Annotated in this window: 27 protein-coding genes and 1 pseudogene; 17 read left to right on the top strand and 11 right to left on the bottom strand. The window is 45.6% G+C overall.

Annotated features, from left to right (window positions below):
- A pseudogene (locus RH89_RS01425) lies at nucleotides 1–218 on the bottom strand (carbohydrate ABC transporter permease); the annotation flags it as partial.
- Nucleotides 218–1,138 (bottom strand): carbohydrate ABC transporter permease, encoded by a 921-nt coding sequence (locus RH89_RS01420; RefSeq protein ID WP_022561618.1) that lies wholly within the window; start codon nucleotides 1,136–1,138, stop codon nucleotides 218–220. The pseudogene RH89_RS01425 and the gene RH89_RS01420, both read right to left, overlap by 1 nt.
- 286 nt (nucleotides 1,139–1,424) lie before the next feature.
- Between RH89_RS01420 and RH89_RS01415 the strand changes: the two genes are divergently transcribed.
- The 10 genes from RH89_RS01415 to RH89_RS28555 all read left to right on the top strand — a co-directional run bounded on the left by RH89_RS01415 (nucleotide 1,425) and on the right by RH89_RS28555 (nucleotide 10,814).
- Nucleotides 1,425–2,516, top strand: coding sequence for an ABC transporter ATP-binding protein (locus tag RH89_RS01415; RefSeq protein ID WP_004398130.1), 1,092 nt, complete (start codon nucleotides 1,425–1,427; stop codon nucleotides 2,514–2,516).
- A 353-nt stretch (nucleotides 2,517–2,869) separates the two neighbouring features.
- Nucleotides 2,870–4,774, top strand: a complete 1,905-nt coding sequence (locus tag RH89_RS01410; protein ID WP_004398129.1) for a methyl-accepting chemotaxis protein — start codon at nucleotides 2,870–2,872, stop codon at nucleotides 4,772–4,774.
- 85 nt (nucleotides 4,775–4,859) lie between these two features.
- Nucleotides 4,860–6,566, top strand: coding sequence for a pyridoxal phosphate-dependent decarboxylase family protein (locus RH89_RS01405; protein WP_004398128.1), 1,707 nt, complete (start codon nucleotides 4,860–4,862; stop codon nucleotides 6,564–6,566).
- A 134-nt stretch (nucleotides 6,567–6,700) separates the two neighbouring features.
- On the top strand, nucleotides 6,701–7,081 hold the full coding sequence (locus RH89_RS01400; protein WP_004398127.1) for a cytochrome b562: 381 nt from the start codon (nucleotides 6,701–6,703) through the stop codon (nucleotides 7,079–7,081).
- 106 nt (nucleotides 7,082–7,187) lie between these two features.
- Entirely contained in the window at nucleotides 7,188–7,619 is a 432-nt protein-coding gene (locus tag RH89_RS01395; RefSeq protein ID WP_004398126.1) for a hypothetical protein, read from the top strand.
- Complete coding sequence (locus RH89_RS01390) at nucleotides 7,616–8,050, top strand: hypothetical protein (protein ID WP_004398125.1); 435 nt, start codon at nucleotides 7,616–7,618, stop codon at nucleotides 8,048–8,050. The genes RH89_RS01395 and RH89_RS01390 overlap by 4 nt, the downstream gene beginning before the upstream one ends.
- Entirely contained in the window at nucleotides 8,013–8,768 is a 756-nt protein-coding gene (locus tag RH89_RS01385; RefSeq protein WP_244410388.1) for a DUF3047 domain-containing protein, read from the top strand. The genes RH89_RS01390 and RH89_RS01385 overlap by 38 nt, the downstream gene beginning before the upstream one ends.
- Before the next feature lie 151 nt (nucleotides 8,769–8,919).
- A complete protein-coding gene (locus tag RH89_RS01380; RefSeq protein WP_139063207.1) occupies nucleotides 8,920–9,417 on the top strand; it encodes a hypothetical protein in 498 nt (165 codons plus the stop codon).
- On the top strand, nucleotides 9,408–9,602 hold the full coding sequence (locus tag RH89_RS01375; protein WP_004398121.1) for a hypothetical protein: 195 nt from the start codon (nucleotides 9,408–9,410) through the stop codon (nucleotides 9,600–9,602). Before RH89_RS01380 ends, RH89_RS01375 begins: the two co-directional genes overlap by 10 nt.
- Before the next feature lie 24 nt (nucleotides 9,603–9,626).
- Nucleotides 9,627–10,814: an HAD-IA family hydrolase gene (locus RH89_RS28555; RefSeq protein WP_004398120.1), complete on the top strand. Its 1,188-nt coding sequence runs from the start codon at nucleotides 9,627–9,629 to the stop codon at nucleotides 10,812–10,814.
- Nucleotides 10,815–10,841: 27 nt separating this feature from the next.
- Here RH89_RS28555 and RH89_RS01360 read toward each other — a convergent pair whose 3' ends face one another.
- The 8 genes from RH89_RS01360 to RH89_RS01325 all read right to left on the bottom strand — a co-directional run bounded on the left by RH89_RS01360 (nucleotide 10,842) and on the right by RH89_RS01325 (nucleotide 18,206).
- Nucleotides 10,842–11,903, bottom strand: a complete 1,062-nt coding sequence (locus RH89_RS01360; RefSeq protein ID WP_004398119.1) for a polysaccharide deacetylase family protein — start codon at nucleotides 11,901–11,903, stop codon at nucleotides 10,842–10,844.
- A gap of 161 nt (nucleotides 11,904–12,064) precedes the next feature.
- Nucleotides 12,065–12,541 carry a DM13 domain-containing protein gene (locus tag RH89_RS01355; protein WP_004398118.1) on the bottom strand — a complete coding sequence of 159 codons (477 nt, stop codon included), beginning with the start codon at nucleotides 12,539–12,541 and terminating at the stop codon, nucleotides 12,065–12,067.
- 353 nt (nucleotides 12,542–12,894) lie between these two features.
- The gene (locus RH89_RS30290; RefSeq protein ID WP_004398117.1) at nucleotides 12,895–13,032 is read right to left on the bottom strand and encodes a hypothetical protein; all 138 of its coding nucleotides are present in this window, start codon (nucleotides 13,030–13,032) and stop codon (nucleotides 12,895–12,897) included.
- 236 nt (nucleotides 13,033–13,268) lie between these two features.
- Nucleotides 13,269–14,372 (bottom strand): ABC transporter ATP-binding protein, encoded by a 1,104-nt coding sequence (locus tag RH89_RS01345; protein ID WP_004398116.1) that lies wholly within the window; start codon nucleotides 14,370–14,372, stop codon nucleotides 13,269–13,271.
- 13 nt (nucleotides 14,373–14,385) lie between these two features.
- On the bottom strand, nucleotides 14,386–15,111 hold the full coding sequence (locus RH89_RS01340) for an N-acetylmannosamine-6-phosphate 2-epimerase (protein WP_004398115.1): 726 nt from the start codon (nucleotides 15,109–15,111) through the stop codon (nucleotides 14,386–14,388).
- A gap of 4 nt (nucleotides 15,112–15,115) precedes the next feature.
- Nucleotides 15,116–15,931: a carbohydrate ABC transporter permease gene (locus RH89_RS01335; RefSeq protein ID WP_004398114.1), complete on the bottom strand. Its 816-nt coding sequence runs from the start codon at nucleotides 15,929–15,931 to the stop codon at nucleotides 15,116–15,118.
- Nucleotides 15,928–16,806 (bottom strand): carbohydrate ABC transporter permease, encoded by an 879-nt coding sequence (locus tag RH89_RS01330; protein ID WP_004398113.1) that lies wholly within the window; start codon nucleotides 16,804–16,806, stop codon nucleotides 15,928–15,930. The genes RH89_RS01335 and RH89_RS01330 overlap by 4 nt, the downstream gene beginning before the upstream one ends.
- Before the next feature lie 83 nt (nucleotides 16,807–16,889).
- Nucleotides 16,890–18,206, bottom strand: coding sequence for an extracellular solute-binding protein (locus RH89_RS01325; RefSeq protein WP_004398112.1), 1,317 nt, complete (start codon nucleotides 18,204–18,206; stop codon nucleotides 16,890–16,892).
- 263 nt (nucleotides 18,207–18,469) lie between these two features.
- On the opposite strand from RH89_RS01325, the gene RH89_RS01320 reads away from it, so the two are divergent.
- From RH89_RS01320 to RH89_RS01290, 7 genes are all read left to right on the top strand, one after another.
- Nucleotides 18,470–19,171 carry a GntR family transcriptional regulator gene (locus RH89_RS01320; protein ID WP_022592778.1) on the top strand — a complete coding sequence of 234 codons (702 nt, stop codon included), beginning with the start codon at nucleotides 18,470–18,472 and terminating at the stop codon, nucleotides 19,169–19,171.
- A 155-nt stretch (nucleotides 19,172–19,326) separates the two neighbouring features.
- Nucleotides 19,327–20,745, top strand: a complete 1,419-nt coding sequence (locus tag RH89_RS01315; protein ID WP_004398108.1) for a tyrosinase family protein — start codon at nucleotides 19,327–19,329, stop codon at nucleotides 20,743–20,745.
- 160 nt (nucleotides 20,746–20,905) lie between these two features.
- Nucleotides 20,906–21,568 (top strand): HAD family hydrolase, encoded by a 663-nt coding sequence (locus RH89_RS01310; RefSeq protein WP_038144579.1) that lies wholly within the window; start codon nucleotides 20,906–20,908, stop codon nucleotides 21,566–21,568.
- 1 nt (nucleotide 21,569) lies between these two features.
- A complete protein-coding gene (locus tag RH89_RS01305; protein WP_004398105.1) occupies nucleotides 21,570–21,971 on the top strand; it encodes a hypothetical protein in 402 nt (133 codons plus the stop codon).
- Between the two features lie 346 nt (nucleotides 21,972–22,317).
- Entirely contained in the window at nucleotides 22,318–23,529 is a 1,212-nt protein-coding gene (locus tag RH89_RS01300; protein ID WP_004398104.1) for a cyclic di-GMP phosphodiesterase, read from the top strand.
- Between the two features lie 125 nt (nucleotides 23,530–23,654).
- Nucleotides 23,655–24,326, top strand: a complete 672-nt coding sequence (locus RH89_RS01295; RefSeq protein ID WP_004398103.1) for a hypothetical protein — start codon at nucleotides 23,655–23,657, stop codon at nucleotides 24,324–24,326.
- A gap of 46 nt (nucleotides 24,327–24,372) precedes the next feature.
- Complete coding sequence (locus tag RH89_RS01290) at nucleotides 24,373–25,290, top strand: M14 family metallopeptidase (protein WP_004398102.1); 918 nt, start codon at nucleotides 24,373–24,375, stop codon at nucleotides 25,288–25,290.
- A gap of 75 nt (nucleotides 25,291–25,365) precedes the next feature.
- Here the strand turns inward: RH89_RS01290 and RH89_RS01285 are convergent, their stop codons facing one another.
- A complete protein-coding gene (locus RH89_RS01285) occupies nucleotides 25,366–25,650 on the bottom strand; it encodes a GNAT family N-acetyltransferase (protein WP_004398100.1) in 285 nt (94 codons plus the stop codon).
- Between the last annotated feature and the right edge of the window lie 23 nt (nucleotides 25,651–25,673).

The following is a 25,673-nucleotide window of genomic DNA, read 5'->3' as shown; positions in this document are numbered from 1 at the left end:
ATAGGGGTAGAGGTAAACACCTGAGAGTAGTTTTCGAAAAACTGAATATCGCTGGGTATACCCCAATAGTTACCTTTGTTGATGTCTTCTATCGAGCGAATCGAGGTCATCATCACCGCTATCAGTGGCAGCAGCCACATCAGGATAGAAATAGGCAGCGCAACGCGGTAGCTGATATTGGTCAGGCGTCCTGCCTTTTGAATCGGTTGCGGATACATTATTTTTCACTCCTCAACATACGCCACAAGAAGTAAGCGATGTACACATCCATAATGAGAAACAGAACCACCGACACTGCGGCACCAAAGCCCATTCGGTAATTGAAAATGGATTCTTCATACATTTGATACGCCAGCACTGACGAACTGCCCCAAGGTCCACCCGCCGTCATGGTTGCAACCAAGTCGAAAGATCGAAGTGCACCAATAACGGTAACCACGATGGCAATAAAAGTGGCAGGTCGAAGTTGAGGCAACACCACATACCAGAGCATGCGCCATTTCTTTGCACCATCAAGGCGCGCGGCTTCTATTTGTTCCGGGTCCAGATTGTTCAGCCCTGTCAGGTACAAAATCATGCAATAGGAGATTTGCGGCCATAGCCCAGCTGCGATAATTCCGTAAGTAACGTACTTTTCGTTCGAAAGGATGGCGATCGGTTCAAGCCCTAATCCGTTTAACGCAATGTTGAACAATCCGAAAGTCGGGTCATAAAACCAGGCGAACACCAATCCAACCACAACCTGAGAAATAACAAACGGGAAAAAGAAGAGCGACTTCACAACCCGAATCCCTTTCACCTGTTGGTTGAGGAAAAGAGCGATAGCCAGCCCCGCTGGTGGTGCAATCATGAAAAACACCAGCCAGAGAAAGTTATTTTTGAGCGATGTGTAAAACGCATCTGATTCAAACAGCTCGACGTAATTATCAAGCCCGACCCAAGTTTTATCCCCTAGCCCGTCCCACTGATAAAAGCTCAGCCAGATACTGTCGATGATTGGGTAAATAACGTAAACCACAAATATGACCATGGCGGGAAAGAGGAAAAACCAAGGCGTAAGCTGTCGCATGGTCGAACGCTTCTTTCTGGCAGAAGGCATCCGATTTCCTGGGTATATCGTTTTCACAGATTGTTCCATTTTTATGCATTCCCTGTTACTTTTTACTCAAATCCCTGCATCAAGATGGGGCACTCAGTTGAGCAAAAACACTTCTATTCTCTTTGCATCTACGTTCAATATAGGATCGTTGAAGAAATTTTGCACAGTATAAAACTCAAAGTGTAAACGTTTCCACAAAAATCACTCAATTGGTGCATTTTAAGTTGATCACGATCAACTATTATTAACAAGTCACTAACAATGTTTGCGTGTTCACGTATTTTAAATTTCAGTTACTACTACTGCTTGTGCTCGGGAGTCCAAAATGGCAGACATCACGTTACAAAACGTCATCAAAGAATATGGTGACATCCGGACAATTCACGGTGTGGATCTGGAGATCAACAACGGAGAGTTCGTCGTTTTTGTTGGTCCATCAGGTTGCGGTAAGTCGACACTGCTTCGGTTGATTGCGGGTCTGGAAGAGATTTCAGGTGGCACAATAGAAATAGAGAACGAAGTCGTAAACGAAGTTGACCCTGCCGAGCGTGGCGTTGCCATGGTATTTCAGTCTTACGCGCTTTACCCGCATATGACAGTAGAAGAAAACATGGGCTTTGGGCTCAAAATGACCGGGCATCCCAAAGAGAAGATAGAAAAGCAAGTTTCGATTGCGGCGAAAACGCTTCAGTTGGAACCGCTTCTTAAGCGTAAACCTAAGGAGCTTTCAGGTGGTCAAAGGCAGAGGGTGGCAATTGGTCGCGCCATTGTCAGAAACCCTAAAGTCTTTCTATTTGATGAACCTCTGTCCAATCTTGACGCCGAACTGCGGGTCGAAATGCGTTTGCAAATCGCTAAGTTACATCAGGAGTTGCAAAACACCATGGTGTACGTGACTCACGATCAGGTGGAAGCGATGACACTGGCAGACAAGATCGTGGTGCTCAGAGCAGGAAACGTCGAACAGGTTGGTACGCCACTGGAGCTTTATCACCATCCGAAAAATGAATTTGTTGCAGGGTTCATCGGTTCTCCTAAGATGAACTTCGTTCCGACAGAGTTTATTTCACTTTCAGCTCAAACTCTCACACTAAAAACACCTGACGATTCCATTATATCGTTACCATATGACGGAGAAATTACCGCTAAGCCAGGCGATAAACTGACTTTTGGAATTCGACCAGAGCATCTGCTTATTGGCGAAGAAAGTGCCATAAGTTTCCAGTTCGACAGTGAGGTGGTTGAGCGCCTGGGTAACAGCACTTATCTTTTTGGTCAGGCTTTAGGCGTTGATGGGTTTACAGTACATTCCCCAGGGGATCAGGAAGTTAGCAAGTATCAAACTCTCACACTTGGCTGCCGAGCAGAGGATGCACATTTGTTCTATGCAAATGGGTTACACGTCAACGCTTCCTAAACATATTTTGGGGGCGTTAAGCCCCTTCTTTCCGTTACAAATCCTGTAAATATTTATTTCAGAAACCAGCATAAAATCCTGTTTATACTGGTAGTAAAGTTCTCACTTCTGAATCTTATGAAATAAGCTCATATTTAGCGTGATGAATATCACATTTGCGCACACCACTGCATAGAAACCGCTCCTCGATAGTTTTATTACTATGGCATAATCCGCCGGATATTAATTCGGAATAAATTAAAACAATAAAACATAACTCTAAGTTAATCAGAGTTTGTCGAAACATTTGTTCAAATCACTTTGACAATTCGGTCAACAAAACCCAGTTCACTTACTAGCGTATGAGGATAATTATGCGATTAGGTTTTAAAACGCGAATAAACATTAGCGTTGTCTTGCTGGTTGCGGTTTCTCTGTCAGTGTTGGCAACTATAAGCATCATCAACCTCAAAAAAGAAATGACTACCGGGCTTCAGTCCATTACTCAACAAAAGCTCAATAGCCATGTAAAAGAAATTGAAGTCGACATGGAGTCCAAAATTCGGACCATCCATCAAGGTGCTCTCCACTTCACCAATGAACTGAGCGATCAGGAAAATATTGACCGAGTACTTCTTCTTACAGAAACCTCTAAAATCTCGGCGGTAATGATAGCGTACAAAGACGGTCGTAACTACATGTCTGACGACGGCGGTATCAAAGAAGAAACAGACCGATACCTTACTCGTCCTTGGTTTACAGAAACCGCTCAGAAAGGCAGAACCATCACCAGCGATATCTATCAGGATATCGTGACCAAGAAGCAAGTGATCAGTATCTCTGCTCCGGTTTACCAAAACGGTGAACTGATTGCGGTGTTGATTGGCGACGTTCGCCTTGATCACATCGTTGAGCAAGTTGGCTCCATGCGCTTCGCTGGCGGTGCTGCTACCCTTTCCGACCGCAATCACAAATTCTTTGCCAGTGATGACCCAACTGACATCGGTAAAACACCTTCTCAGGTGAGCCCGAGCTTCCAAGTGATTGAGAATGGTTTCCGCTCTGGTCAGAGTGGTCTGGTGCACTTCCCTTATCTTGGTATTGATTTTGATGGTTACTTCCAGCGCATCAGAATTGACAGCGAGAACTACTGGACGCTGATGGTTTTCGTTGATCGAAACACAGCGCTAACCGAAGTGAACAGTGCGATTAAAGAATCCATTCTGGTTGGTTTCCTTTTGCTTGCTGTTTCTACCGTGATTATTTTCGTTGTCATCAGCCAGCTATTCCGCCCGCTCGACAAGCTAAAAGCCGCAGTGCTTGACCTGTCTAACGGTAATGGCGACTTAACTGCACGCCTCAAAGTCGAGCAAAATGACGATTTGGGTCAGATTTCAGAGGGCTTTAATAAGTTCGTTTCTAACCTGCAACGCATGATTGGCGATATCGCTGACTCCAGTGTTCAGATTTCAAAAGACATTCGCACCCTGACCTCTTCTGCCAGCCAGAATGAACAAATGCTGCTTTCGCATTCTTCTGAAACGGAACAGGTTGTGACTTCCATTACTGAAATGAGTGAAAGCGCACGCTCGGTTGCCGAAAGTGTTCAGCAGTCCTCTCAGGTAACAGAAGCCACCAGCGTTGAAGCACACAACTCGAAAGGCATTGTAAATAATGCCGTTGAGACAGTTCGTTCACTGGTGGATGAAGTGGAAGAGATGGCAGAGCGTATTCAGGTGATGAATACAGACGCAAACCAGATCAGCGCTGTTCTTTCCGTTATCGGTGACATTTCTGAACAGACCAACCTGTTGGCGCTGAACGCTGCAATTGAAGCGGCACGTGCCGGAGAACAAGGTCGTGGGTTTGCCGTGGTGGCAGACGAAGTTCGTGCCCTTGCTGCGCGCACCCAAAACAGCACAACCGAAATTTCCGACATGCTGACGCGCCTGCTCGATGGAACAGAAAAAGTCGTTAACGCAATGGAGAACACCAAATCTCGTTGTCAGATCACAGCTGAGAAAACATCTGAAGTTTCCGGCAGCCTGGACGTGGTGTCTAACTCGGTAAACCAAATTGATGACATCAGCAGCCAGATTGCTACCGCAACGGAAGAGCAAAGCGCCGTATCAGAAGAGATCTCGCGCAATATGCTGGCGATACGGGACATTGTTGAATCGCTGGTCAACAGCGGTCGCGATACGGTCAACGTAACTCAATCACTTTCAAATTCCAATTCTCAGCTCGAGAAACTGGTCGCACAATTTAAAGTGCAATAAACAAAAAGGGCATCAGGATTGATGCCCTTTTTAATGTAACAAAAGGTCAATAGACCCTGTATATCTATAAAATAGAGAAAAAATCATGGACATTTCTTTACTGAAAAATCAGCAGGCTAACCAGACAACTTCTGAGTTCGATAAGCTTTATAACGAGGTTTTTCGCGATTTCTTTTCGCGTGATGAAAACCTCTGGCCTATCTACAAAGATCCTGGCTTTGCGGCTTTGAACCAGTTCCGTGCCAAACACCTACACCCTCACGAGCGCATGAATGCCTTCACAAACAGCAATGATCTTCACGAAGCTTTGCTGTCTCAAAACCACATGCCCGCGAAGCGAATGAAACCAACAGGTCAACCGGAAGACGTACTGGCATTTGCTGCGGCGTTATCAAAAGACTGGGAAAACCCTTCCTCGGTAGAAAACGTGATCACAATGCCTTCTGACCCAGCCATCTATGGTGCAATGATGGGAACGCTGGCAAACCCTAACCTTGTGTACAGCGAATACGCAGGGATGGCGGAGCAGCTTGAAAAGAATGTGGTTCGCCAGATCGCTAACGTGGTCGGTTACGACCAGAACGAGTCTACCGGTCTTTTCACTCAGGGCGGTACTTTCTGTAACCTTTATGGTTACCTTCTGGGTATTCGTAAGTCTCTGCCTGAAGCCATCTTCAAAGGTCTGGATTCTTCACAGGATTACCGAATTCTTAACTCGCAGGGTGGCCACTACTCCAACATGACAAACCTGTCGTTGCTGGGTGTCGACATCACTAAGAAAACAATCCGTATTAAAGTGACAGAAAGCCACGAGATAGACTTAGTGGATCTGGAGCGCAGCATGCGCGCGTGCTTTGACGTGAACACGGTTGTACCAACCATCATGCTGACCATGGGTACGACGGATACCTTCGCCATCGATCAGGTGAAGCCGGTTTACGATCTGCGCGAGCGCCTGTGTGAAGAATACGGCATTCAGGTTAAGCCACACATTCACGTTGACGCCGCTGTTGGCTGGTCGATGATGTTCTTTATCGACTACGACTTCGCCGGTAACCCAATTGGTATTAACGAAGCGACCCTAAGAGGGATCGAAAGCGTAACGGCACGCCTGCGTGAGCTGAAGTACGCTGACTCATTCACCGTCGATTTCCAGAAGTGGGGTTATGTTCCATACACGTCCAGCCTTGTGATGATCAAAAACAAGCAGGATATGGAAGCATTGAAAAACGATCCGAAGAACTTCTCTTACTTCGAAAACGATCTTCAGGAAGACACGCACCTTCAGTCGACCATTGAATGTTCTCGTGGTGCGACAGGTCTGTTTGGCGCTTACTCTGCTCTGAAATATATGGGTCTTGAGGGCTACCAGACTCTGATTGCACACAGCCTTCAGAATGCAAACTACATGCGCCACCAGTTAATGCAGGACTCTGCATGTAAAGTCGTGGTGCCAGAAAATCAGGGACCAAGTGTAACCTTCCGCTTGTACAACCGCGATTTCGTAAAATTTGCAGAAGAAGAGTTTGAAATTGAGCGCCATAGTACCGACAACGAAACCATCAAAGCCCGAATGGAACGCAACACCGAGTATCACCGCCATATCTTCAACAACCGTGGTAAGTTTGGTTTGTACACCAACTGGGTAGAGTTCATTTCCCGTTCCAACTATGTGGGTCGTGGTATCTATTCTTACATTCCGGGTGAAAAAGCAGTATTCATGAACCCAGCAACAAAACGTGAGCACATTGATCAGTTCCTTGAGCGTTTATACTACGCTAGCGGCAAGTAAACCGACCTCACATCGAATACACTTTTAAATCTAAGCCGGATTCGTCCGGCTTTTTTACGCCAAAAACATTCAAAATTCAGCAAGAAATTGGCGACAACTTCCGCTAGAATCCTCTCAAAACATAAGGATAAGCAATGAAGACAACCGTCGTTTTACTCACCTCTCTACTGGCATTCAGCGCCCTCGCCAAAATCGATCTCTCTGCCAATATGAAGCAAATGAAGCTAGCTTTTAATCAGGCAGCAGAAGCGACAACTATTGAAGGCATGAGAGCACCCATCGAAGAATTTGAGCAACTCGTTATTTTGTCCGCGAATGGCAGCTACCCACCAGAACGTGAAGAACTCTACCAGAGTGGGTTCAGCAAACTCACCAATGCGGTAGAGCGTATTGAAACCAAGCTGGATGAAGGGGATCTGGACGGAGCAAAAACTATTTTGCGCGAAATCGATGACCTAAGAAAAGAGTACCACGATAAGAAAAAGCCAAGCATCTGGTCGACCCTGTTTGGTTAACCCTTACATCGATAAGCCAGAAAACAATCTATTCTGTCTCACCGCTACGTTCAGCTAACCTATATATTAAAGCCTTGGTTCTCTAGTAGCGGGTACGAAAAACGGGATGGAATATACAGGTTCATGTGAATGCGGTTCAAACCGCCTTCTTGCAAGGTTACCTAAACCTATTGAAAGTTACGAAGCCAGAGCATGCCAATGCGATTTCTGTGTTCCTCTTGGTGCCGCTTATTTGTCTGATCCAGCAGGCACTCTATTCATTTCCGCTTCCAACCTGAAATCCCAGTCTCAAGGTGCAGGTTTGGCGCGATTCTGGGTATGTCAGCAATGTGACTCTTTGGTCGCTGTAACCTACGATTTTGAAGGCAAAACAAAGGGAGCACTCAACATATCTGCGTTGTCACCTGATCTTAAAACGCGAATCAAGGTCACACATGCATCACCTCATTTACTGTCCGCTGAAGTAAAAACGCAACGTTGGCGGTCTTTATGGATGGACACAATCTTTGAGCTGCCAGACACACAGGAATCACTATGAAAGGCTTCATGATACTCGCTTGTTCTGCCGTACTTTTTGCAAGCACCGCAACCGCATCGAGCATAGAAAACTATTCTGAATCTTTAGATTTTGCACAGGTTGAAAAAGTGAAAGCGGTTCAGAATGAAAATGGAAGCTGGTGTTTCCATACTACTGTCCGACACAACGATCAGGGCTGGGATCATTACGCCGATGAATGGCAGGTGATCGATTTGGACGGAAAAGTGCTTGGTACCCGAACGCTTGCCCACCCTCACGACAACGAGCAGCCTTTTACCCGCAGTAAGTGTGGAATCAAAATTCCTGAATCTGTCTCAAAAGTCGCCGTGCGGGCTAAGTGCAACATTCACGGTTATGGCGGCAAACCCGTAGTTGTTAATCTGAACGTATCAAATGGCGATGGATTCACCGTCCGTAAGTTTAACCAGTAACAAGACCCCACTTATGTTCTGTCATTTCACCACACGTCACTTTAAACGCTATTTGAAAACTGCGGTCTTACTCCTTTCTATTGGCTTCGCCGTCGCATCTTCAAATGCCAGTGAGATTCTCAAAGTATTAGAAGATGGCGATGCCTCTGAATGGAAACAGGAGTCGTTTAAAGGGTTCACAAATTATGAACCCGCAGTGCTTGATGGAGTTTCAGTATTGAAGGCAACCAGCAACGGCACGGCTTCAGGTCTGTTTCTGAATAAAAGAGTAGATTTACTCCAGACCCCTTTCCTGAACTGGAAATGGCAAGTATCCGAAGCATTGCCAAAACTGGATGAGCAAAGCAAAGAAGGCGATGACTACGCCGCGCGTATTTACGTTGTGATCGACGGCGGGCTGATGGCTTGGAGAACACGTTCTCTGAACTACGTTTGGTCTGGCTCTCAGCAAGCAGGAACCTTCTGGGACAATGCTTATGTTGGCTCAAACGTTTGTATGGTGGCAGTTCGTGGTGAAGATGCTCAGACGCAAACCTGGTACAGTGAAAAACGTAATGTTTATCAAGACTTGATCACTTATCTCGGTGACAAAGGCAGTGAACGAGCCAATGAAAGGGCTTATCGTTACATCGACGTCGTTGCCATTATGACAGACACCGATAACAGCAAATCAAAAGCGGAAACATATTATGGGGACATCATATTCAGCGCTAACTAGGCACTGACTTTGGGGTGTTTTTTAGTCATTCAGAAATGTATTACTAAGCCTATACCTAACAATCGTATTTAGATTCTTGATATCAATATGAGTTTAATGCCATATTGCCCTCCAAACGTAGACCACAAAACCGCAATGCTGAGGATAATAAGTGCTCGTCCAACTAATGGAATCAAAAATCGAAAGCCTTGAACAAGACCTTGCCAATACAAAGAGTGAGACCTTATCAGGTTTAATACTTACCGCTATTGATCAATCCATCGAATGCATTGACAAGTTGTTGGAAATGGAGTGTACGCTCCCTGAAGTTAAACGCTTTCTTGATGTAGTGCAAAAACTTGAGCGCAGCAAATACGACCAACACTATAAAGAGATTGAAAATAAAATAGCTTCAAATAACGAATACGCGCAGTCAGAACGCCATAACCCGAATCAGCAGCACTTTTTAGAAAGCGCGATAAGCATAGAAATTATGGTAACTTCACTTAAGGAAAGCTTCGATAAAGGCAATGTTTCTAGATTGGAACACACGATTAATGATCAATATATTCAGCTCATTAGAACTCTTCAAGACGAGACAAGAAAAAGTGAAGATAGAAACTACGGCAGGCACGCGACTATAACCACTTTAACCTTGCCATGGGTATAAGTCCTATCGGAGCGATACCTAGTACCATTAACTCCATCTCTTCCATTTACTCGTTAAAATCTGAGCAAATCAAAACTGCCGATATGTGCATCGAAAAGCTCGAATCCTTTAACGAAGCAACATCCATATGGCTCAATACCGCTGAGCAATGGTTAGAGAACGTCGCTTTACTGAAAAAGCGCTAAGGCTCAGAGAGGCGTAGATATAAAATGATAAAAGCGGTTTACTTCGATTTAGATAACACACTGGTCGATCGTAACGCCAGTATCGACAAGTTTAGTCACGAGTTTGTCCGTCATTTTTCTACGCGACTGAAGAACCCGAACGTGGAGTACATAGCTGCATCGATCAAAGATATTGATAATGGTGGCTACCTCCCAGCGGATTCAAAATATGACCGAATCTACAAAGCACTTGGTGCAGAGCTCCCTGCCATTTTGGAATGGCGTAAAACCCCAAGCTCGGAAGAAATCGAACAATTTTGGATAGACCACATCCCTGAATGTGCGGTTGAAATGGATGGTGCTTCTGATCTGATTTCCACCTTAAAATCCGCAGGCATGCATTTAGGGATCATCTCTAATGGTGAAGAATGGAGCCGACAACGCACCGCGAGAGCAACGTCATTTGCAACTAGCTTTGATCAAATAGTGAGTTCTGAAGTCGCGCAATCGAACAAGCCAGACCCCAAAATTTTTATTGAAACCGCGAAAGCAGCAGGTTTCAAACCGGGAGAGTGCATCTATGTTGGCGATCATCCAGTTAACGACATTCAGGGTGCAACAGATGCGGGCATGCACCCTATCTGGCTTTCAGGTTTTCATTCCCACCCTTCTCCAGCATTAATATTTAAGTCTGCCGACCATTTGGGCGAAGTGTTGGATCACTGCCTTGCCACCATCAAGCGATGCCAAACAGCTAACATTAAGATGCATTTTCTTGCCGATGAACCGGAACACGCGAAAACAATAGCGCATTGGTACTTCAATGAATGGTCAAGGCTGTCTCCGGATCTTACCGAAGACAAACTTTTCCGCTCTATCCAGCAAAACGCTCACCAAAAATTCGATCTGCCGTTAATGATGATCGCCAAACTGGAACAACAGCTAGTGGGTGTCACGGAAATAAAACTCAGAGAAAACAGAGACTACCCGGAATATGAGCACTGGCTGGGCGGAATCTATGTCCACGTAGATTTTAGAGGGTTTGGCATAGCGTCGATAATGTTGGAAAACGCCAAGCAACACGCGAAACGTTTGGGTATCAAGACCCTATATCTTCAGTGCGAAAGCCACAATGTTGGTTTGTATCTACGAAATGGCTACCAAGTTTTGCACTCCGCGAAACATCACAATGTAGACACTACGATACTTTCCACCGAAGTGTGTGATGATTAAAAAGGGGCTAAGCCCCTTTCTCAAACACTACCAATTGTGAACGATAATATCGCCACGATCAGGTACTGCATCAAAAATGATGGACTGATCGTCCCACTTAAATCGTATTACCTTTCCATCCTGCTCTACCTTCGAAACACCAAATTGCGTCGGCACTTTCACTTTTAAAGTTAACGGCTCATCGTATACTTCATCCGCCAAACCATCTTTTAAGTTCAGCGTCATGGCTTTGGCATCAACACTGACCAGTTCCACCTCTGCTACCGCTTTTTGTCTGTGGTACTTTATGGCTTTTTCTAACGTTGTTACCCAGGCATCGTCTTTTGATTTCACGATGTCTAACTGGTTTTCGAAGATTCCCTGAGGAACAACTTCACTCCAGTCAGCTCCTCCATCTGGTCCTACAATGCTGTGCCACGTCAGGATGTATAGACCACCTGAATCCAGAGCAAAATCGAGCACGAATTCAAATTTTTCCAGATCTTGCAGAATATAAGCATTGGTGGAACTCAGCTCGTAATACGCCCCTTCCGAAGTAGCAAAGTCGTAAGGATTCACCACGTATTTTGCCGGATCCCATCCGCGAGCTGCGATGAAGCCAGTATCGTGTAGGTACTGTTGAATACTGCGGTTGTAGCTGCCAAACGGGAAAGCAAAGGTTGTAGGACGCTTACCTGTATTGGCTTCAATACGGTCCGACGCCACTTTTACTTCATCGTCATAGCGATCGGGACCGACAGGTGGACGAGTTATGCCCTGCCAGTCGATGTAGTCGTAATTAAAGTCGTGGTGAAGAACAGTGTGATTAGCCATTTCAATGCCGGCGTTATGACCTTCAATAATGGTGTCCCACCCTAACCACTCTGCTGTATCTGTCGTCACAAAGATAGTTGCTGCCATATCTCGTTTAATCAATTGAGGAATGGCGATATCTTTCTGACCGGGAGAATAGTCATCAAAGGCGAGTACCACTGCGGCATCCTGAAAGCCTTTCCAGTTGGCAATTTCGTAGTCCAGTTGAGAAGTCGCCAAAACCGGGGCTGATACAAGCCCCATACACGTCATAAGAGTTAACTTGTTGATAGTCATCGTATTATCCTTGTGTGAATAACCGTCAACCATCCTGTGTTACTTATCGATTATATTCAAAGTTTTATAAAAGAAACTCAGTCAGACACTCATGCCTCTATGTAACTGACTTTTAACATAATTACTGATTTATCTTGCAAAGAAATTGGCGGAAAGCCGCTCTATTGATACTTTGCTGCGGTGATAAACTGACCAAAAGACTCACACCACACGATCACACTATTGAAGTCAGACGGGTTAATTTCTGATGAGACTTCTACTGCAAAGTTTTCAAAGGTTTTGATATCACCAACCTGAACCATGGAAGATTTCAACCGATTGAAATCTGATTCTGTTTCAACAAACTCAGGCGACAGGTAAAGCTTGTAATCCGGTCCCGGTGCCAGTGTTCCCATCAAGGTAATGAACTTAGGACCAACCGAAACAGTACCCTCACCCCAATGCAAGGCATCGCTGTCTTTCAGGTCGCGTTTAAATTCCGCGGTAAACTCAGTGCCAGCCGATTTGGCTTTGATTGTCTCTGCGGTTGGGGCTGGTGGTGCAGTAAGGATAGGCAGAGCGTATATTCCACCGGCAAAGCCAATAAACCCCACTACTCCATGCGTCATTAGAAGTAACGCCAACGTTCGCTTTTTCATTCTTTTACTCGCTGTATCTATATGAAATCACAAACAACGAGTGTAGTACAATTCGAAGCAGTTGGGGTTTAGGAACAAATTAGAATGGGTAGTTTTTTCAGACTGATCAATTAGCAAGCTAGTCTTCTATCAAGCCTTGTTTCTTAAGCTCTGAAGTTATTGCCCCATTAGTTCTGCCGTGGTTTTCAGCCAGAACAGTAATTCCTACCCCTGAAATAAACTGAGTCCTCAAATCATCCCGTTGTTCTTGCGACCACGGTAAACCTGCATTTTTAGGCAAGCCGTTAGCAACATTGTCTTCCTGTTTTTGCTCTAGACTTTTCTTTACTTTAGTGGCTTTCTTAGGTGGGTTTTTAACAAAATCGAGAGTGTAAAAAAAGTGCCCGAATCACATCAGGGCTATTGTAGGGAGATTCGCTAGGCAGCACTTCACCTGTCTGAGGGTTAATTCCATTTGCCAGCGCTTCAACAATTTCAAGATGCCTGTCCATTCTTATCTAACCTCCTGTATTCAATTAAGCATGTAATGAGCACAAACAAAGCTGAGATCTTTACAGCGCAATAAGATCAGCAGTCTAGGGACGTTAACCTATCTTTTTTAATCCAAAATTGCCATGTGTAATGAATCAGATTTCACTAATAATAATTCTTAGAATAAGTATGGTAAGGAAAGGTCTTTGGAGGATCTTCGTTGGATATGACTAAAAAATGAAGCCCCAAATGGGGCTCAGGTATCGATTCTTAGCTCGGTAGATTTATCAAAGAACACGGCTTTGCCAACATCCAGAATGACTGAGAATTGTGCTCCGAATCCGATATCAGATTCAGCGGAGCAACGAGCAATGATTTCGGTACTGTTTATTCGGCTGGTGACCAGAATATCGGGACCTGTCGGTTCCAGCACTTCGGCTTTCAGTTGTAACCCATCCTGATCTTCGCTCTCTGTGACCTGAATATCTTCTGGGCGGATGCCCATTACGATTTTTTCACCATCATATTTTCTTAACGCGCAAGGAAGCGCGAGGTGTTTCTCACTACCCTCTACACCCGACAATTTACAAACGGGTTGTTCGGCGGAATCCAGCTCGATTAGCACCTCAACAAAGTTCATCGAAGGTGACCCCATAAACCCAGCCACAAATAGGTTATTGGGCTGGTTGTAGATTTCCTTTGGTGTGCCTAGCTGCTGCACTTCTCCGTCTTTCATTACCGCAATTCGGTCAGCCAGAGTCATGGCTTCAATCTGATCATGGGTAACGTACACAATGGTGGTCTGAAGCTGCTGATGCAGGCGCTTAATTTGCGTTCGCATATCAACTCGCAACTTAGCATCTAAGTTCGATAAAGGTTCATCGAACAAATACAGTTTAGGCTTTCTGGCTAGTGCTCGTCCCATGGCAACGCGCTGGCGCTGACCACCCGATAAATGTGCAGGCTTGCGATCAAGCAAATGGGAGATTTGAAGCATGTCGGCAACCCGATTTACCTCTTCATCTATTCTCTGTTTTTCCCATTTACGAATCTTCAAGCCAAAGGCAATGTTGTCGAAAACCGTCATATTGGGATACAAGGCGTAAGACTGGAACACCATCGCGATATCCCTATCTTTGGGTTCTACCTGGCTGACTTCCTGTTCTTCGATGTATATCTCGCCTGAGCTGATATCTTCCAACCCCGCAATGGTGTTCATCAACGTGGATTTACCACAACCAGAGGGACCAACTAGGATAAGAAACTCGCCCGATTCAATCGCGATATTGATCCCTTTGAGTGTTTCCTGATCGGCATTCGGGTACGTTTTTCTGATTTGTTGTAATCTCAGAGACGACATGCAAATTTCCTTACTACTTGGTGATAACCTGTTGGTCAAGATGACGTTCATGCCCTAACTTTGCATGATCCACAAACCATTCAGTAACCAGTTCTGGTCTAGTGATCGCAGTACCCACTGTGCAGCTCCAGGCACCGGATGCCAGCACTCTTGAAACCGCGTCGGGTGAGTTATAACGACCTTCTGCCATTACGCGTAAACCTTGCGCCACCCATTGTTCTACAAGGTCAAAATCGGGGTCTTTCGGCACCACCTCTGTGGTGTAACCAGAAAGGGTGGAACCGATCAGGTCACAACCCAATTCGGCAGCTACCATGCCTTCTTCAAACGTCGAGCAGTCTGCCATGACGCATTTACCCTGAGATTTCACTAAACTCACGAGATCCGCAAACGGCTCCGGACGCTGACGAAACGTTGCGTCGATTGCGATGATGTCTGCACCTGCATTAATCAATCCAATCACATCTTCTTTCATCGCGGTAATGCGAACGGGATATTGCTCAAAATCGCGTTTTACTATCCCGATAATTGGGGTATCGACATACTTTCGGACAAACTCGGTTCGTCTTACCCCTTCAATTCTTAATCCTTTTGCACCACTAAGAATGGCGGTTTTGGCATACGCCAGCACAATGTCATCTTTATCCATCGGGCTGTCTTCCACTGGCTGGCACGAGACCACCAGCCCGCCATGTAGCGCATCAATCACAGGTACTGCATCCATATGATATTTCTTCATATTGTTATCCTTTCACCGCACCGCCCATTACGGACTGACCAATCTGTCTATAAATCAAAAGTCCCAGAAGCGTTGGGGGTAGCGTGCCTATTACCATGACAGCGGCAGCCACTCCCCACTGAACGCCACCGCCTCCGGCTGCAAAGAAGAAGGACGCGCCCACCGTGAGTGGAACGGCGTCTTTTGTCGTTAGCATCAAACCAAAAAGAAATTCATTCCATGCGGTGATAAAACCGAAAATAAGCGTTGTAGCCAGTACGGGTTTCGACATAGGAATGGCGACATTCACCAAAAACGTGAATGGGCTTGCTCCATCCACCAGCGAGGCTTTGTCCAGCTCCGTTGGAATGTCATGAATGGCGTTAATCGACATCATCAACGCAAGAGGCAAGTTCACAATCGCCAGAATCAGACCCAAGCCAAGTTTGCTGTCGAGCAAATGGAGTGGCTGATACATCATGTAAAGCGGAATGGCGAAGATGATCAAAGGCACTGCACGCAGGTTGATCACCGCAGGCATCAGAATACGAGTGCCGTAGCCCTTTCGAACCATTACGTATGCCGCAGGGAAACAGAAAAGCAGAGGCAAAACCGCACCTATGCTGGCGACCACGACACTGTTCATCAGATACGCAATCACATCAAAACGATCTGAGATGGCAAAAACCTGAACGTAGTTTTCCAGCGTCCAGCTTTCGACCCACAAGCTGGCATTGGAGGCAATTTCCGCATTGGATTTAAATGATGTCAGCAGAGTCACCAACACCGGGAAATTCATCAGCAAAGCCGCAATGGCAAAAACGATCCAACGTCCGATCATGACTGCGCTCCTTTCTTTCTCGATGAGAAATAGTTAAGAGCAAACAACACAGCAAAGGTGACGAATAGCAGCAGCATAGACGCAGCCACCGCTTTACCGATATTGCCTTGCTTGAAGAATGCCAGATACACGTAGATGGATAAGCTGGTCGTTGATCCGCCTGCCCCACTTCCGGTCAGAACATAGACGTTATCGAATACGCGGAAGCCATCGATAAACCGAACAAACAAAGCGGTAAACAACGCCAGTTTCATGAACGGCAGTTCAATGTTCCAGAACAGCTTGAATCCGTGCGCACCATCCAGAGTGGCGGCTTTTCTCACGTCTTCAGGGATTGCCTGATAAGCGACATGAAACAGCAAGACAGCGAATGGTGTCCATTGCAGAATCTCAATGGTCATCAAGGTGTAAATAGCATTGTTGGCGTCCAGAAATGCCGGGCTGTCGCCAAACCATTCCCACAAATAAAACGGAACCGGACCAACAAACTCATGCAATACCAGACGGTACATTAGACCCACCAAAGCAGGTGCTGCCATCATCGGCATCATCAAAATGGCCATTAACCAAGGGTGTTTCTTTAATAGTGGTGCGAGGTACACCGCGAGAAACAGACCCAGTACACATTCAACCAATGCGGTAATAAAACCAAACTTGAATGAAAAGTGGGTTGCCTTCCAAAACAGCGGATCGTTGATGACATCTACAAAATTATTAAAACCTTGAAGTTTGGGGGAACGAAGGTTTTCGAACGTCACTTGCGAAACGCTGTATACCAGGTCGGCAACCAAAGGAAATCCCAGAAACAACGTCAGGAATAAAACCAGAGGCAACGTAAACAGTCTGCTTTGCTTGTCTACAGTTGGCTGAATCATACATCTCACTCTTGCTTGGCTTTAAAGAGAGGGGGTTCAAAGGCTGGCGTGCATTCAGCACGACCAGCCCCATACGACAGGCGCTACTTAAGCAGCTCTTTCATCGACTTTTCAGTGTTTTCCAGAGCCTGATCCAGGCTCTGTTGCCCTGCCCAATAGCCGGTAAACTCACGAGCCTGAACTTCGTACACCGTCAGCGCATTGCCTGATGTACCACCATTCATAACAAACCCGTATTTTCCTGCGTACTCACCCAGAGTTTTGAGGTCTGGTCGTTGGCTTTCCACGTCCTTAACTACGTTCTGTCTCAGTGCAGGGTTACCGCCCGCCAGCGCATAAGCTTTCGCGGCTTCCGCAGTTGCCAGCCAGTTAAGGAACTTACGCGCACCTTCTTTATTGGTTGAAGCTTTGTTCAAGCCAAAGCCCAGACCATGAACGTGAGTGAAGCGTCCGTTTGGACCTTGTGGAGGAGGAGCAATACCCACTTTGCCAGCAATGGTTGGATTCTTGCTCGCATCGGTTAAGTCACCCGCTGCCGCGTTCCATTGCAGCATGGTGGCAGCCTGACCTGCACCAAACGCCGCGTTGGCTTCTGCGTATTCATAGGAAAGCGAATCTTTTGGTGACGAACCTGCATCGTAGAGCGACTTGTATCGCTCCAGCGCGCTGCGATAGCCATTAGAATTTACAACCACGTTTCCGCTTTCGTCTAACCAGTTACCACCATAGGCTTTAGCTGCGGAATGCCAGACCATCATGTTGAACAAGAGGTTTTTCATTTGCAGAACCGTACCATAGCGAACCGGGCTCTTGCGGTTTTGCTTCTTAGCAAAAAACAGCGCTGTTACCTTGTAATCGTCCCAGGTCCAGTTTTGTGGGTTAACCGGATCCATCTCTTTTCCAAAGGTCTTTTTCGCGATTGCGCGGTATTCTTTCTTCCAGTCGTCATCTGACAATAACTGGTCGATCAGATCAGAGCGGTAGTACATAAAGTGCAAAGACAGATCAGTCGGCACGCCATATTGCTTGCCTTGATACTGCATGGTTGCCAGCACTTTATCGTCGTAAGCTTCGTTAGAAGTTAAGGTGATAGGTTCCATGTAAGGCGAGTAACGACCCAGTGAATAGGTGGCTGTCAGGTTGATATCGAACTCTGTTGTGCCAGCAGCCAGATCAGACTGCAGTTTGTCCCAGAATCCTTCACGGTTGAAAAACAGAGCTTCAACCTTGTCGTTGTCACTCAATCCACTTTTTGAATTGTAGATTTCGATGGCTTTACGTAATGCTGTTTCTTCCGGACCACCTGGCCACCCTAAAACGGTAACAGTGGCTTGTGCCTGGCTGGCAAAAACCGCAGCGATAGAAAGTGCAGCAAAACTCATTACGGATTTACGAATCATCTTCATTCTCCCTTTCGTCCCTAACCCTAATTGTAGGTTGCATATTGAGCGCTCCTTTAAAATAATTGCTCAACATTTCACCTATAGAATTAGATCAAATGGTCTACATTTACAATCCAACAGCAGACCAAAACTGTTTCATTATTGATACAAATGTTAATTTAAAGTGACATAAGACCTGAAAATAGGATTTTTTTGGTTGAAGCATGCACACACGTTCATTAGGATGGCTTTATTGGTCTATACCGATTCAAGGTCTCCAGATGACAAAAAGAGCAAGCGTAAAAAACGAATTAATGAAGTTTATTGCTAACAGTTCTCCGGGCATGCGTTTGCCCTCTGAAAGGGAATTGAGCAAGCGTTTTGATGTGGCGAGGGAAACATTAAGGCGATGCTTATTAGACTTAGAAGCCGAGGGAAGAATCATACGTAAAGTGGGCGCTGGCAACTTTGTAGCGGATCGCCCTGAAACTAAGCAGCTTTCTCTGCGATCTTTTTCTGAAGAGATGCTCGCTAAAGGCTTAAAGCCGACCAGTCGAATCATTTCAACAGAAACCTTGTCTGCCGGAGCCAAGATCAGCCAGATGCTGAACCTTTCCCCATCTGAACTCGTCTACAAAATCATGCGTGTGCGATACGCCAATGAGCAACCCATGGCGATGGAAACCGTCTATTTACCGTGTAATCTTCTTCCTGGTTTTTCGCCAGACAGGCTTTCTACGGAATCCCTGTACACCATTCTGGAAAATGATTATCAGTTGTCACTCAATCAGGCAGACCAGTTTATTGAAGCCACCGTCGTTGAACCCAAAGAAGCAGCGCTTTTAAATGTCGCGCCATACAGCGCAGGGCTGTTGATTGAAAGGAAAATGATCGCCACCGACGATACGCCTATTGAGTTCTGTAAAACGCTCTATCGCGCTGACAAGTATAAGTTTGAAGTACAGATTCGACGCCCATCCTGACCCTCAGTGCCAGTTTAAAAAGTGACTGGCACGGGGGATTCATATGCCATTGCTTACTGTGTCGCACATTTAATACACCTCTCTTCTCTATTTGCAACCAGACTTATCGAGCCGAACACAATAAACCATACCAAACACACCGACAGGAGTTAAGGATGACTACCGTTGCAAAACTTAACTACCGGAGGAAACAAGCAGGACTTCCGTTAATTCGATTTAACCTACTAAAACTCAATCCAGAAGATGTGCAAGACTTGCGAGATGCTTACGCTGCCATGTATGAAATCTCGGAATTGGCAGTGGGCGACAAGCGTGGCTACTCTGCCCTTGCCAGAGCTCACGGTTATGATCAGGACTTGTGTCACGATCTTGATTGGGCATTTCTTACCTGGCACCGCTCTTACGTCTATTCATTTGAGAAAGCACTGAATACCGCACTCAAATGGAAACGGGAAGATCCGGACTTAGAGTTGACACTGCCCTATTGGGACTGGACACAGTTTAAAACTTCTACCCACGCATCAAATGGCTTGCCTAAGCTGCTCAACGAGCTTACCTACACTAACGCCGATGGCGAAGAAACCGACAACCCACTTGCAAGAGCAAAAAGCCTGTATCGGGTTATCTCTCAAGGTTTGTCCGGAGACGAGGAGTTCACTCGCAGATACCCAGATCAGTTTAGGCAGAACATACCGATACTGAAAAATGAGGTTGACCGATACCTGACGAATCCAAGCTTTGTTCGCTTTCAGGCGGATTTAGATCGCGGTGCCCACGGTGCTATTCACGTGTTTGTGGGCGGGCAAAATTCCAGCTCTCCTTTGCCAGCGAACAGTGGGGATATGAGCAGAGTGATATCGGCATCCTATGACCCCATTTTCTGGCTGCACCATTGTATGGTCGATAAAATCTGGGCAGACTGGCAAACCCTTCATCCGCATACCAATATTCCTCAGATCATTCTTGATCATGTGGTTTACGACAGTCGAATTGGGTCTGACCTTATCGATCATGAAGAAACACTCAGGTACATCTACTCAGAAGATTCCGTAGAAACCGCCGTTGCTGATACAGGCACCGTGGATACCATTACGCCGAAACCTCTCTCGGCTGGTGTGCACCATGTGAAGGAATTGAGCCTAGGCAGTGTGGAAGCGGGATTCGTCAGAGCTCAACTGGACTTCTTGCGCCTGAGACCACCTAAGAACAGTTTCGAAATTCGGGCGTATATCGATAATCCCGGATGCAATGAATCTACTGGGTATGATGACCCAAGCTTCGCAGGCAGGCTCATGTTGTTTGGTCATGGGCAATGTCATGGCGCCCCCGGACACTGTAACCCGTCTCTGGCGACGAGAGACAAATACGACCTACGGTCAAAACACGCTCTGCGCTATGTACACACCCGCTATTCCATGGACGTCACCAGCGGGTTACGCCGCTACATCGGGCGAAAGAAGTCGATTACTCATTTAAAGATTCACCTGCTAATTCTGGATTGCGAAAACCAGGTAGTAGCGTCAGATTCGATTCAATACGATGGATGCGCATTACGCACATTTGCAAAGGGCTAAGATTTGTTAGTAAAGGCGGCGATCGTCGCCTTTAATTTGGTCGCTTTGCGCAAGAGGTTTATCTGTAAATAGGGAAAGTTTATCGTTCACTATTTTTCCTGCTGTTTTGTAATGATTTATGTCACAATACGACACTCTGTTCCAATTAACATTTCCTCCTATGAATTATCAAGCCGCTATTTTCGATATGGACGGGCTCCTTCTTGACACTGAAAGAGTCTGTATGACCATATTCAAACAAGCCTGTGAAACTCTCGGTATTCCGTTTCTTGATGATGTTTATTTTTCTATCATCGGCAAGAACGCGACGGGTATCGAACAAACTCTGCGGGCAGGTTACGACGAGTATATTGATTACTCCACCCTTCATGGTGAATGGAAGAAACATTACGATGGTGTAGTGCTTAATCAGGCGATCCCGGTCAAAGATGGCGTTGTAGAACTTCTGGAGTGGCTCAAATCCAAACAGGTGCCCCTTGCGGTCGCGACCTCCACAAGAAAAGAAGTGGCGAAGGTAAAATTAAACCTTAGCGGTCTGGATGGTTTTTTCGACAATGTAACAACGGGTTGCGAAGTCACCCACGGAAAACCCAACCCTGAAATCTACTTGCTGGCAGCAAATCGCCTTAAAGTTTCACCACTTGAATGCCTTGCTTTTGAGGATTCAAATAACGGTGTACGATCGGCAGTTGCAGCCCAAATGACCGCCTTTCAGATTCCAGATCTGGTGCAGCCTTGTGACGAAGTTAAACGTTTTGGTCACCACATCATGCCATCGCTTCACGATGTACTGGATCACTTGAAAACGCTGGACAGACCTTGAAATGCGAACGCTAAAAATTTGGCTGTCTATCGTTTCACTGTTCTTGCTTGCATTCTCAGCGTGGCTATTTATGCCAGCTATCAGCAAGGTTGAAAAGCAAGTACTTGAGCAGGATCTAGCGGAACCGTTTCGCTTGGTAGGTTATCGGGTCATTTCGACCGATCCTTCAATAGATGCCACCTATCACTATTACCTGACGATCAAAGGTTCGGACATTGATGAGGAATCACCTTTTCTTATCACCAGTGATCCTTTTATTAAGGTAGATAACTTCGACGACAACTCTCTACATATATCTGTTACCGGAAAAATTGAGCTTTACAGAAATGATTTATGGGTCAAAAAAGACGATGAAAAGCTTCATCATTGGTACATAAGTATGCAGTCAAAATACATTAGATGACCCTAATAAAATGATTCTAAAGTGCAATTACCCCACAAATAATGTGATATTTCCATAAGTTAAATTAACAGTTATAACAATTAACCCATTACTCAAATTGTTTGCTTTTTTATTTTAAAGCTCATTTCATATTTGAGAAATAAGATGTGGGTCTCATAATAGATTTCGTTTTTTGCAATCGATCTCTCCAAAACTGCAAGAGATCACCTAAACTTAACAAGTCTCTGGTAAAGGAGTTCCGGCAGACATTTTTATGATAGCAACGCCGTGCAAGATAAAGGAAAAATGCAATATTTATAAATCTCATCCATCTTGAATTTATGCGGCAAATACTGGTTATGAATTGATGCAATACAAACCTGAGAATTCTATAAAAATAGCTATTGAGCACCTTAATATCGGGATGTTCGTGACAGGCATTGAAAACAGTGAGCGAGTAAACCTCTCTAACGCTGGGCGAGTTTCGTCCCAAAAAGCCATTACACAGTTAGCAGACAGCGGAGTACGTTTTGCTTGGGTAGATGAAAAACTCTCTGCCAAAGACTGCGTATTCAAACCCGTTTTAGATGATGAACCAAAGGCAGAGAAACAAGACGAGCCAGGAGTAAACGCTCCGAACAAAAAGCTGCCGTCCAGAGAAATCAGACAAAATAAGGCCAAAAAGCTGATTGCAGAAGCGAAAGGGCTGGCGCAGAAACTGCTCAATGAAACGTTTGAAGGCAACACGTTCGAAGTTGAGGCCCTGGAAGACTGGGCAGACGATGTTATTGAAACGGTTTTAGTCGATTCCGATGCCATTAAATGCGTGTCGGCACTCAGAAATAAAGACACCTACCTGCTTGAGCACTCCGTTAACGTGTCATGCCTGCTGGTAACTTTCGGCAAACATCTCGGAATGGACAAGACGTTACTTCGTGAATTGGCCATTGGCGGCATCATTCACGATGTGGGTAAGATCAAGGTGGACGACAAAGTTCTGAACAAACCTGCACGTCTGACTCCGGAAGAGTTTGAACACATGAAGCTCCATCAGGTGTATGCCGGAGACATCATCGAGAATGTTGAAGGGCTAAGCAAGGTAAGTCAGGATGTCTGTCTGATGCACCATGAAAAGCTGGATGGAAACGGCTACCCGAATGGATTGAAAGGCGACGAGATTCCGCTGCATGGTCGCATGAGTGGCATTGTGGATATATATGACGCCCTCACCGCACACCGTTGCTACAAAGAAGGCATGAGCTCTGCTGAAGCTTTTAAGATCCTTCTTAGTATGACCCCTGCCCAGCTCGATCAGGATCTGGTGTACAAGTTCATTAACTGTATTGGGGTATACCCGGTCGGCTCTCTGGTTGAATTGAGTGATGGTCGTGTCGGGATCACCTGGACGTCAAACAGTCAGCAGCCACTTAAACCCGTGGTGAAATGTTTCTATTCCAGAAAATTCAAACGCTTTATTGAAGTCTCCTATGTCGATTTGAAAAACAGTAACGTGAAAATTGAGGGCGCAATTTCTCCGAAAGATATTGAAGTGGATCCCGCCCCTTTCTACGACACCTAATTGGATAAAACGGCAGCCCTGGCTGCCGTTTTTGTTCCTGACAAACCCTTACATGCAAGCAGTAACACCCTCCGTCAATTAGCGTCTAAAATTCAGACAAATCTACCTGACTGACAATCAAAAAAATGACTCGAAAAGTTCTACTCTCCTGCATACTTTCTGCGCTTGCCTCTACCCAGACAATGGCCGCTACCAGCCAATATTCATCAGAATGCCACCCAGAAATACTTGAACAAGCCGATATCACCAATGAAGACGCAGCACAATTTACAGTTGATAAAGAAGGACACACGGCAGAAGTTGCCGGCGTAATCTGTGATGGTACGTTAATCGCTGCTTTTGACATGCTCGACAATCACCCCAACCTGAAAAAAATTGTATTTCTCGATGTTGGTGGCTCGGTGGACGATGAAACCAATCTAAAGCTGGCTACTCTTTTCCACTCGAAAAAGCTGCACACGCACGTGTCTTCCAAGTGGAATCAAACTGATGAGTTTGGTGAAGTAATAAAAGGAGGGGTCGCATCAGGCGGGACTGACCTGTTTCTTTCTGGTTACAAACGAACTGTGGATAAAGGCGCTTATCTTGGCGTTCACTCTTGGTCAAACGACGAATACGAAGGTGCTGATCTGCCAAAAACACACTCAGAGCACAAACCCTACATCCGCTTCTACAAGCTTATCGGTCTCCCGCTACCAGAGGATTTCTACTTTTTTACCTTGGAAGCTGCAACTGCAGAAGGCATGCATTACATGACGCAAGACGAATTAGAAACTTATCAAGTCATTACTGAATAAGGATATAATGACCTGAAAGAGACTAAAACTGCAAAATAGGTGAACAATGAAAAGCGGATTTCAATACCCTATCGGAACTCAAGGCCAGCCTTGGGGCGACAAAGAGAAAAAAGCGTGGCTGGAAACGACGTCGGTAAAACGTGACTACAACAGTGACGTTGTCACCAAAATAAACGCCTTACGCGAACGCTTTGACGTCTTCCAATACGGTGCACTGAGTTACGATACCGACCGCTTCCCACTATTTGCTATCAAGAGTAAAACTTGGGACATCAACCGAAAGACGATTCTAGTGACTGGCGGCGTTCATGGCTACGAAACCAGTGGTGTTCATGGTGCCCTTAAATTTGTTGATCAACTTGGTCATGAGTATGAAAAGCACTTTAATCTGATTGTCGCACCATGCATAAGCCCTTGGGGTTACGAAACCATTAACCGTTGGAACCCCAACGCTGTTGATCCAAATCGTTCATTTTATGAAAACTCGCCTGCTGAAGAGTCTGCCAACTTAATGGCAATGGTGAAATCTTTAGGTACTGGCATTTATGCTCACATCGACCTTCACGAAACAACAGATACTGACGAGTCTGAGTTCCGCCCCGCGCTGGCAGCCAGAGATGGATTGGAATACATAGAAGATCTTGTGCCCGACGGCTTTTATCTGGTAGGCGATACCGAAAACCCGAATGAAGCTTTCCAGACCGCGATTATCAAAGCCGTGGAGAAGGTGACGCATATCGCTCCACCAGACAGTGATGGCAACATCATTGGTTCGCCAGTGGTTCAACATGGTGTGATTAATTATCCAACCAACAAGCTAGGCTTGTGCAGTGGATTTACCGGGTGCGAATACGGTACGACCACCGAAGTGTATCCCGACAGCCCTAAAGTCACCGATGAAGAGTGCAATGATGCACAGGTTGCATCAATTAAAGGTGGGCTGGATTACCTGCTTTCTTTATAACTTCTGAAAGGTCAAAAAGGATGGCTACTCGCCATCCTTTTTATTTGCTGCGTTATAGGGTCTATCGATCTAGGATTATTTGAGCAAATGCTGCCAGTTTTCATGCTTGTTCAGGTAGTGCTTCACATAGCTGCATTCCGCCACAATTTTCACGTTCAGTTTTTCAAATTCTGGCAAAACCGCTTCCATCATTACGGAACCCTTACCCTGACCTCTGAGTGCTTGTGGCACTGAGGAGTGATCGACATACCATACGTCTCCATCCGGGCGATACGTTACCTTTGCCCATTGGTCTGGTGCCACTTCAATTTTGAATTCATGGGTCTGGCTATCATGTACTACAGCAATTTTTTCACTCATTAATCTCTGTTCCTGTTTAATTC

The sequence above is a fragment of the Vibrio nigripulchritudo ATCC 27043 genome (genome assembly GCF_000222685.1).
Taxonomy (GTDB): Bacteria; Pseudomonadota; Gammaproteobacteria; order Enterobacterales; family Vibrionaceae; genus Vibrio; species Vibrio nigripulchritudo.
The sequence above is the reverse complement of the archived record's forward strand: the minus strand, read 5'-3'. Positions and strand labels throughout refer to the sequence as shown.

Excerpts from the sequence above, each read along its gene's own strand:
- RH89_RS01355 (WP_004398118.1), bottom strand. The coding sequence starts at position 12,541 with ATGAAAAAGCGAACGTTGGCGTTACTTCTAATGACGCATGGAGTAGTG.
- RH89_RS01360 (WP_004398119.1), bottom strand. The coding sequence starts at position 11,903 with ATGACTATCAACAAGTTAACTCTTATGACGTGTATGGGGCTTGTATCA.
- RH89_RS01310 (WP_038144579.1), top strand. The coding sequence starts at position 20,906 with ATGAATTATCAAGCCGCTATTTTCGATATGGACGGGCTCCTTCTTGAC.
- RH89_RS01325 (WP_004398112.1), bottom strand. The coding sequence starts at position 18,206 with ATGATTCGTAAATCCGTAATGAGTTTTGCTGCACTTTCTATCGCTGCG.
- RH89_RS01305 (WP_004398105.1), top strand. The coding sequence starts at position 21,570 with ATGCGAACGCTAAAAATTTGGCTGTCTATCGTTTCACTGTTCTTGCTT.
- RH89_RS01415 (WP_004398130.1), top strand. The coding sequence starts at position 1,425 with ATGGCAGACATCACGTTACAAAACGTCATCAAAGAATATGGTGACATC.
- RH89_RS01335 (WP_004398114.1), bottom strand. The coding sequence starts at position 15,931 with ATGATCGGACGTTGGATCGTTTTTGCCATTGCGGCTTTGCTGATGAAT.
- RH89_RS01345 (WP_004398116.1), bottom strand. The coding sequence starts at position 14,372 with ATGTCGTCTCTGAGATTACAACAAATCAGAAAAACGTACCCGAATGCC.
- RH89_RS01320 (WP_022592778.1), top strand. The coding sequence starts at position 18,470 with ATGACAAAAAGAGCAAGCGTAAAAAACGAATTAATGAAGTTTATTGCT.
- RH89_RS01420 (WP_022561618.1), bottom strand. The coding sequence starts at position 1,138 with ATGGAACAATCTGTGAAAACGATATACCCAGGAAATCGGATGCCTTCT.
- RH89_RS30290 (WP_004398117.1), bottom strand. The coding sequence starts at position 13,032 with ATGGACAGGCATCTTGAAATTGTTGAAGCGCTGGCAAATGGAATTAAC.
- RH89_RS01385 (WP_244410388.1), top strand. The coding sequence starts at position 8,013 with ATGGCGATGGATTCACCGTCCGTAAGTTTAACCAGTAACAAGACCCCA.
- RH89_RS01300 (WP_004398104.1), top strand. The coding sequence starts at position 22,318 with ATGCAATACAAACCTGAGAATTCTATAAAAATAGCTATTGAGCACCTT.
- RH89_RS01400 (WP_004398127.1), top strand. The coding sequence starts at position 6,701 with ATGAAGACAACCGTCGTTTTACTCACCTCTCTACTGGCATTCAGCGCC.
- RH89_RS28555 (WP_004398120.1), top strand. The coding sequence starts at position 9,627 with ATGATAAAAGCGGTTTACTTCGATTTAGATAACACACTGGTCGATCGT.
- RH89_RS01295 (WP_004398103.1), top strand. The coding sequence starts at position 23,655 with ATGACTCGAAAAGTTCTACTCTCCTGCATACTTTCTGCGCTTGCCTCT.
- RH89_RS01285 (WP_004398100.1), bottom strand. The coding sequence starts at position 25,650 with ATGAGTGAAAAAATTGCTGTAGTACATGATAGCCAGACCCATGAATTC.
- RH89_RS01330 (WP_004398113.1), bottom strand. The coding sequence starts at position 16,806 with ATGATTCAGCCAACTGTAGACAAGCAAAGCAGACTGTTTACGTTGCCT.
- RH89_RS01410 (WP_004398129.1), top strand. The coding sequence starts at position 2,870 with ATGCGATTAGGTTTTAAAACGCGAATAAACATTAGCGTTGTCTTGCTG.
- RH89_RS01395 (WP_004398126.1), top strand. The coding sequence starts at position 7,188 with ATGGAATATACAGGTTCATGTGAATGCGGTTCAAACCGCCTTCTTGCA.
- RH89_RS01405 (WP_004398128.1), top strand. The coding sequence starts at position 4,860 with ATGGACATTTCTTTACTGAAAAATCAGCAGGCTAACCAGACAACTTCT.
- RH89_RS01390 (WP_004398125.1), top strand. The coding sequence starts at position 7,616 with ATGAAAGGCTTCATGATACTCGCTTGTTCTGCCGTACTTTTTGCAAGC.
- RH89_RS01315 (WP_004398108.1), top strand. The coding sequence starts at position 19,327 with ATGACTACCGTTGCAAAACTTAACTACCGGAGGAAACAAGCAGGACTT.
- RH89_RS01340 (WP_004398115.1), bottom strand. The coding sequence starts at position 15,111 with ATGAAGAAATATCATATGGATGCAGTACCTGTGATTGATGCGCTACAT.
- RH89_RS01375 (WP_004398121.1), top strand. The coding sequence starts at position 9,408 with ATGGGTATAAGTCCTATCGGAGCGATACCTAGTACCATTAACTCCATC.
- RH89_RS01290 (WP_004398102.1), top strand. The coding sequence starts at position 24,373 with ATGAAAAGCGGATTTCAATACCCTATCGGAACTCAAGGCCAGCCTTGG.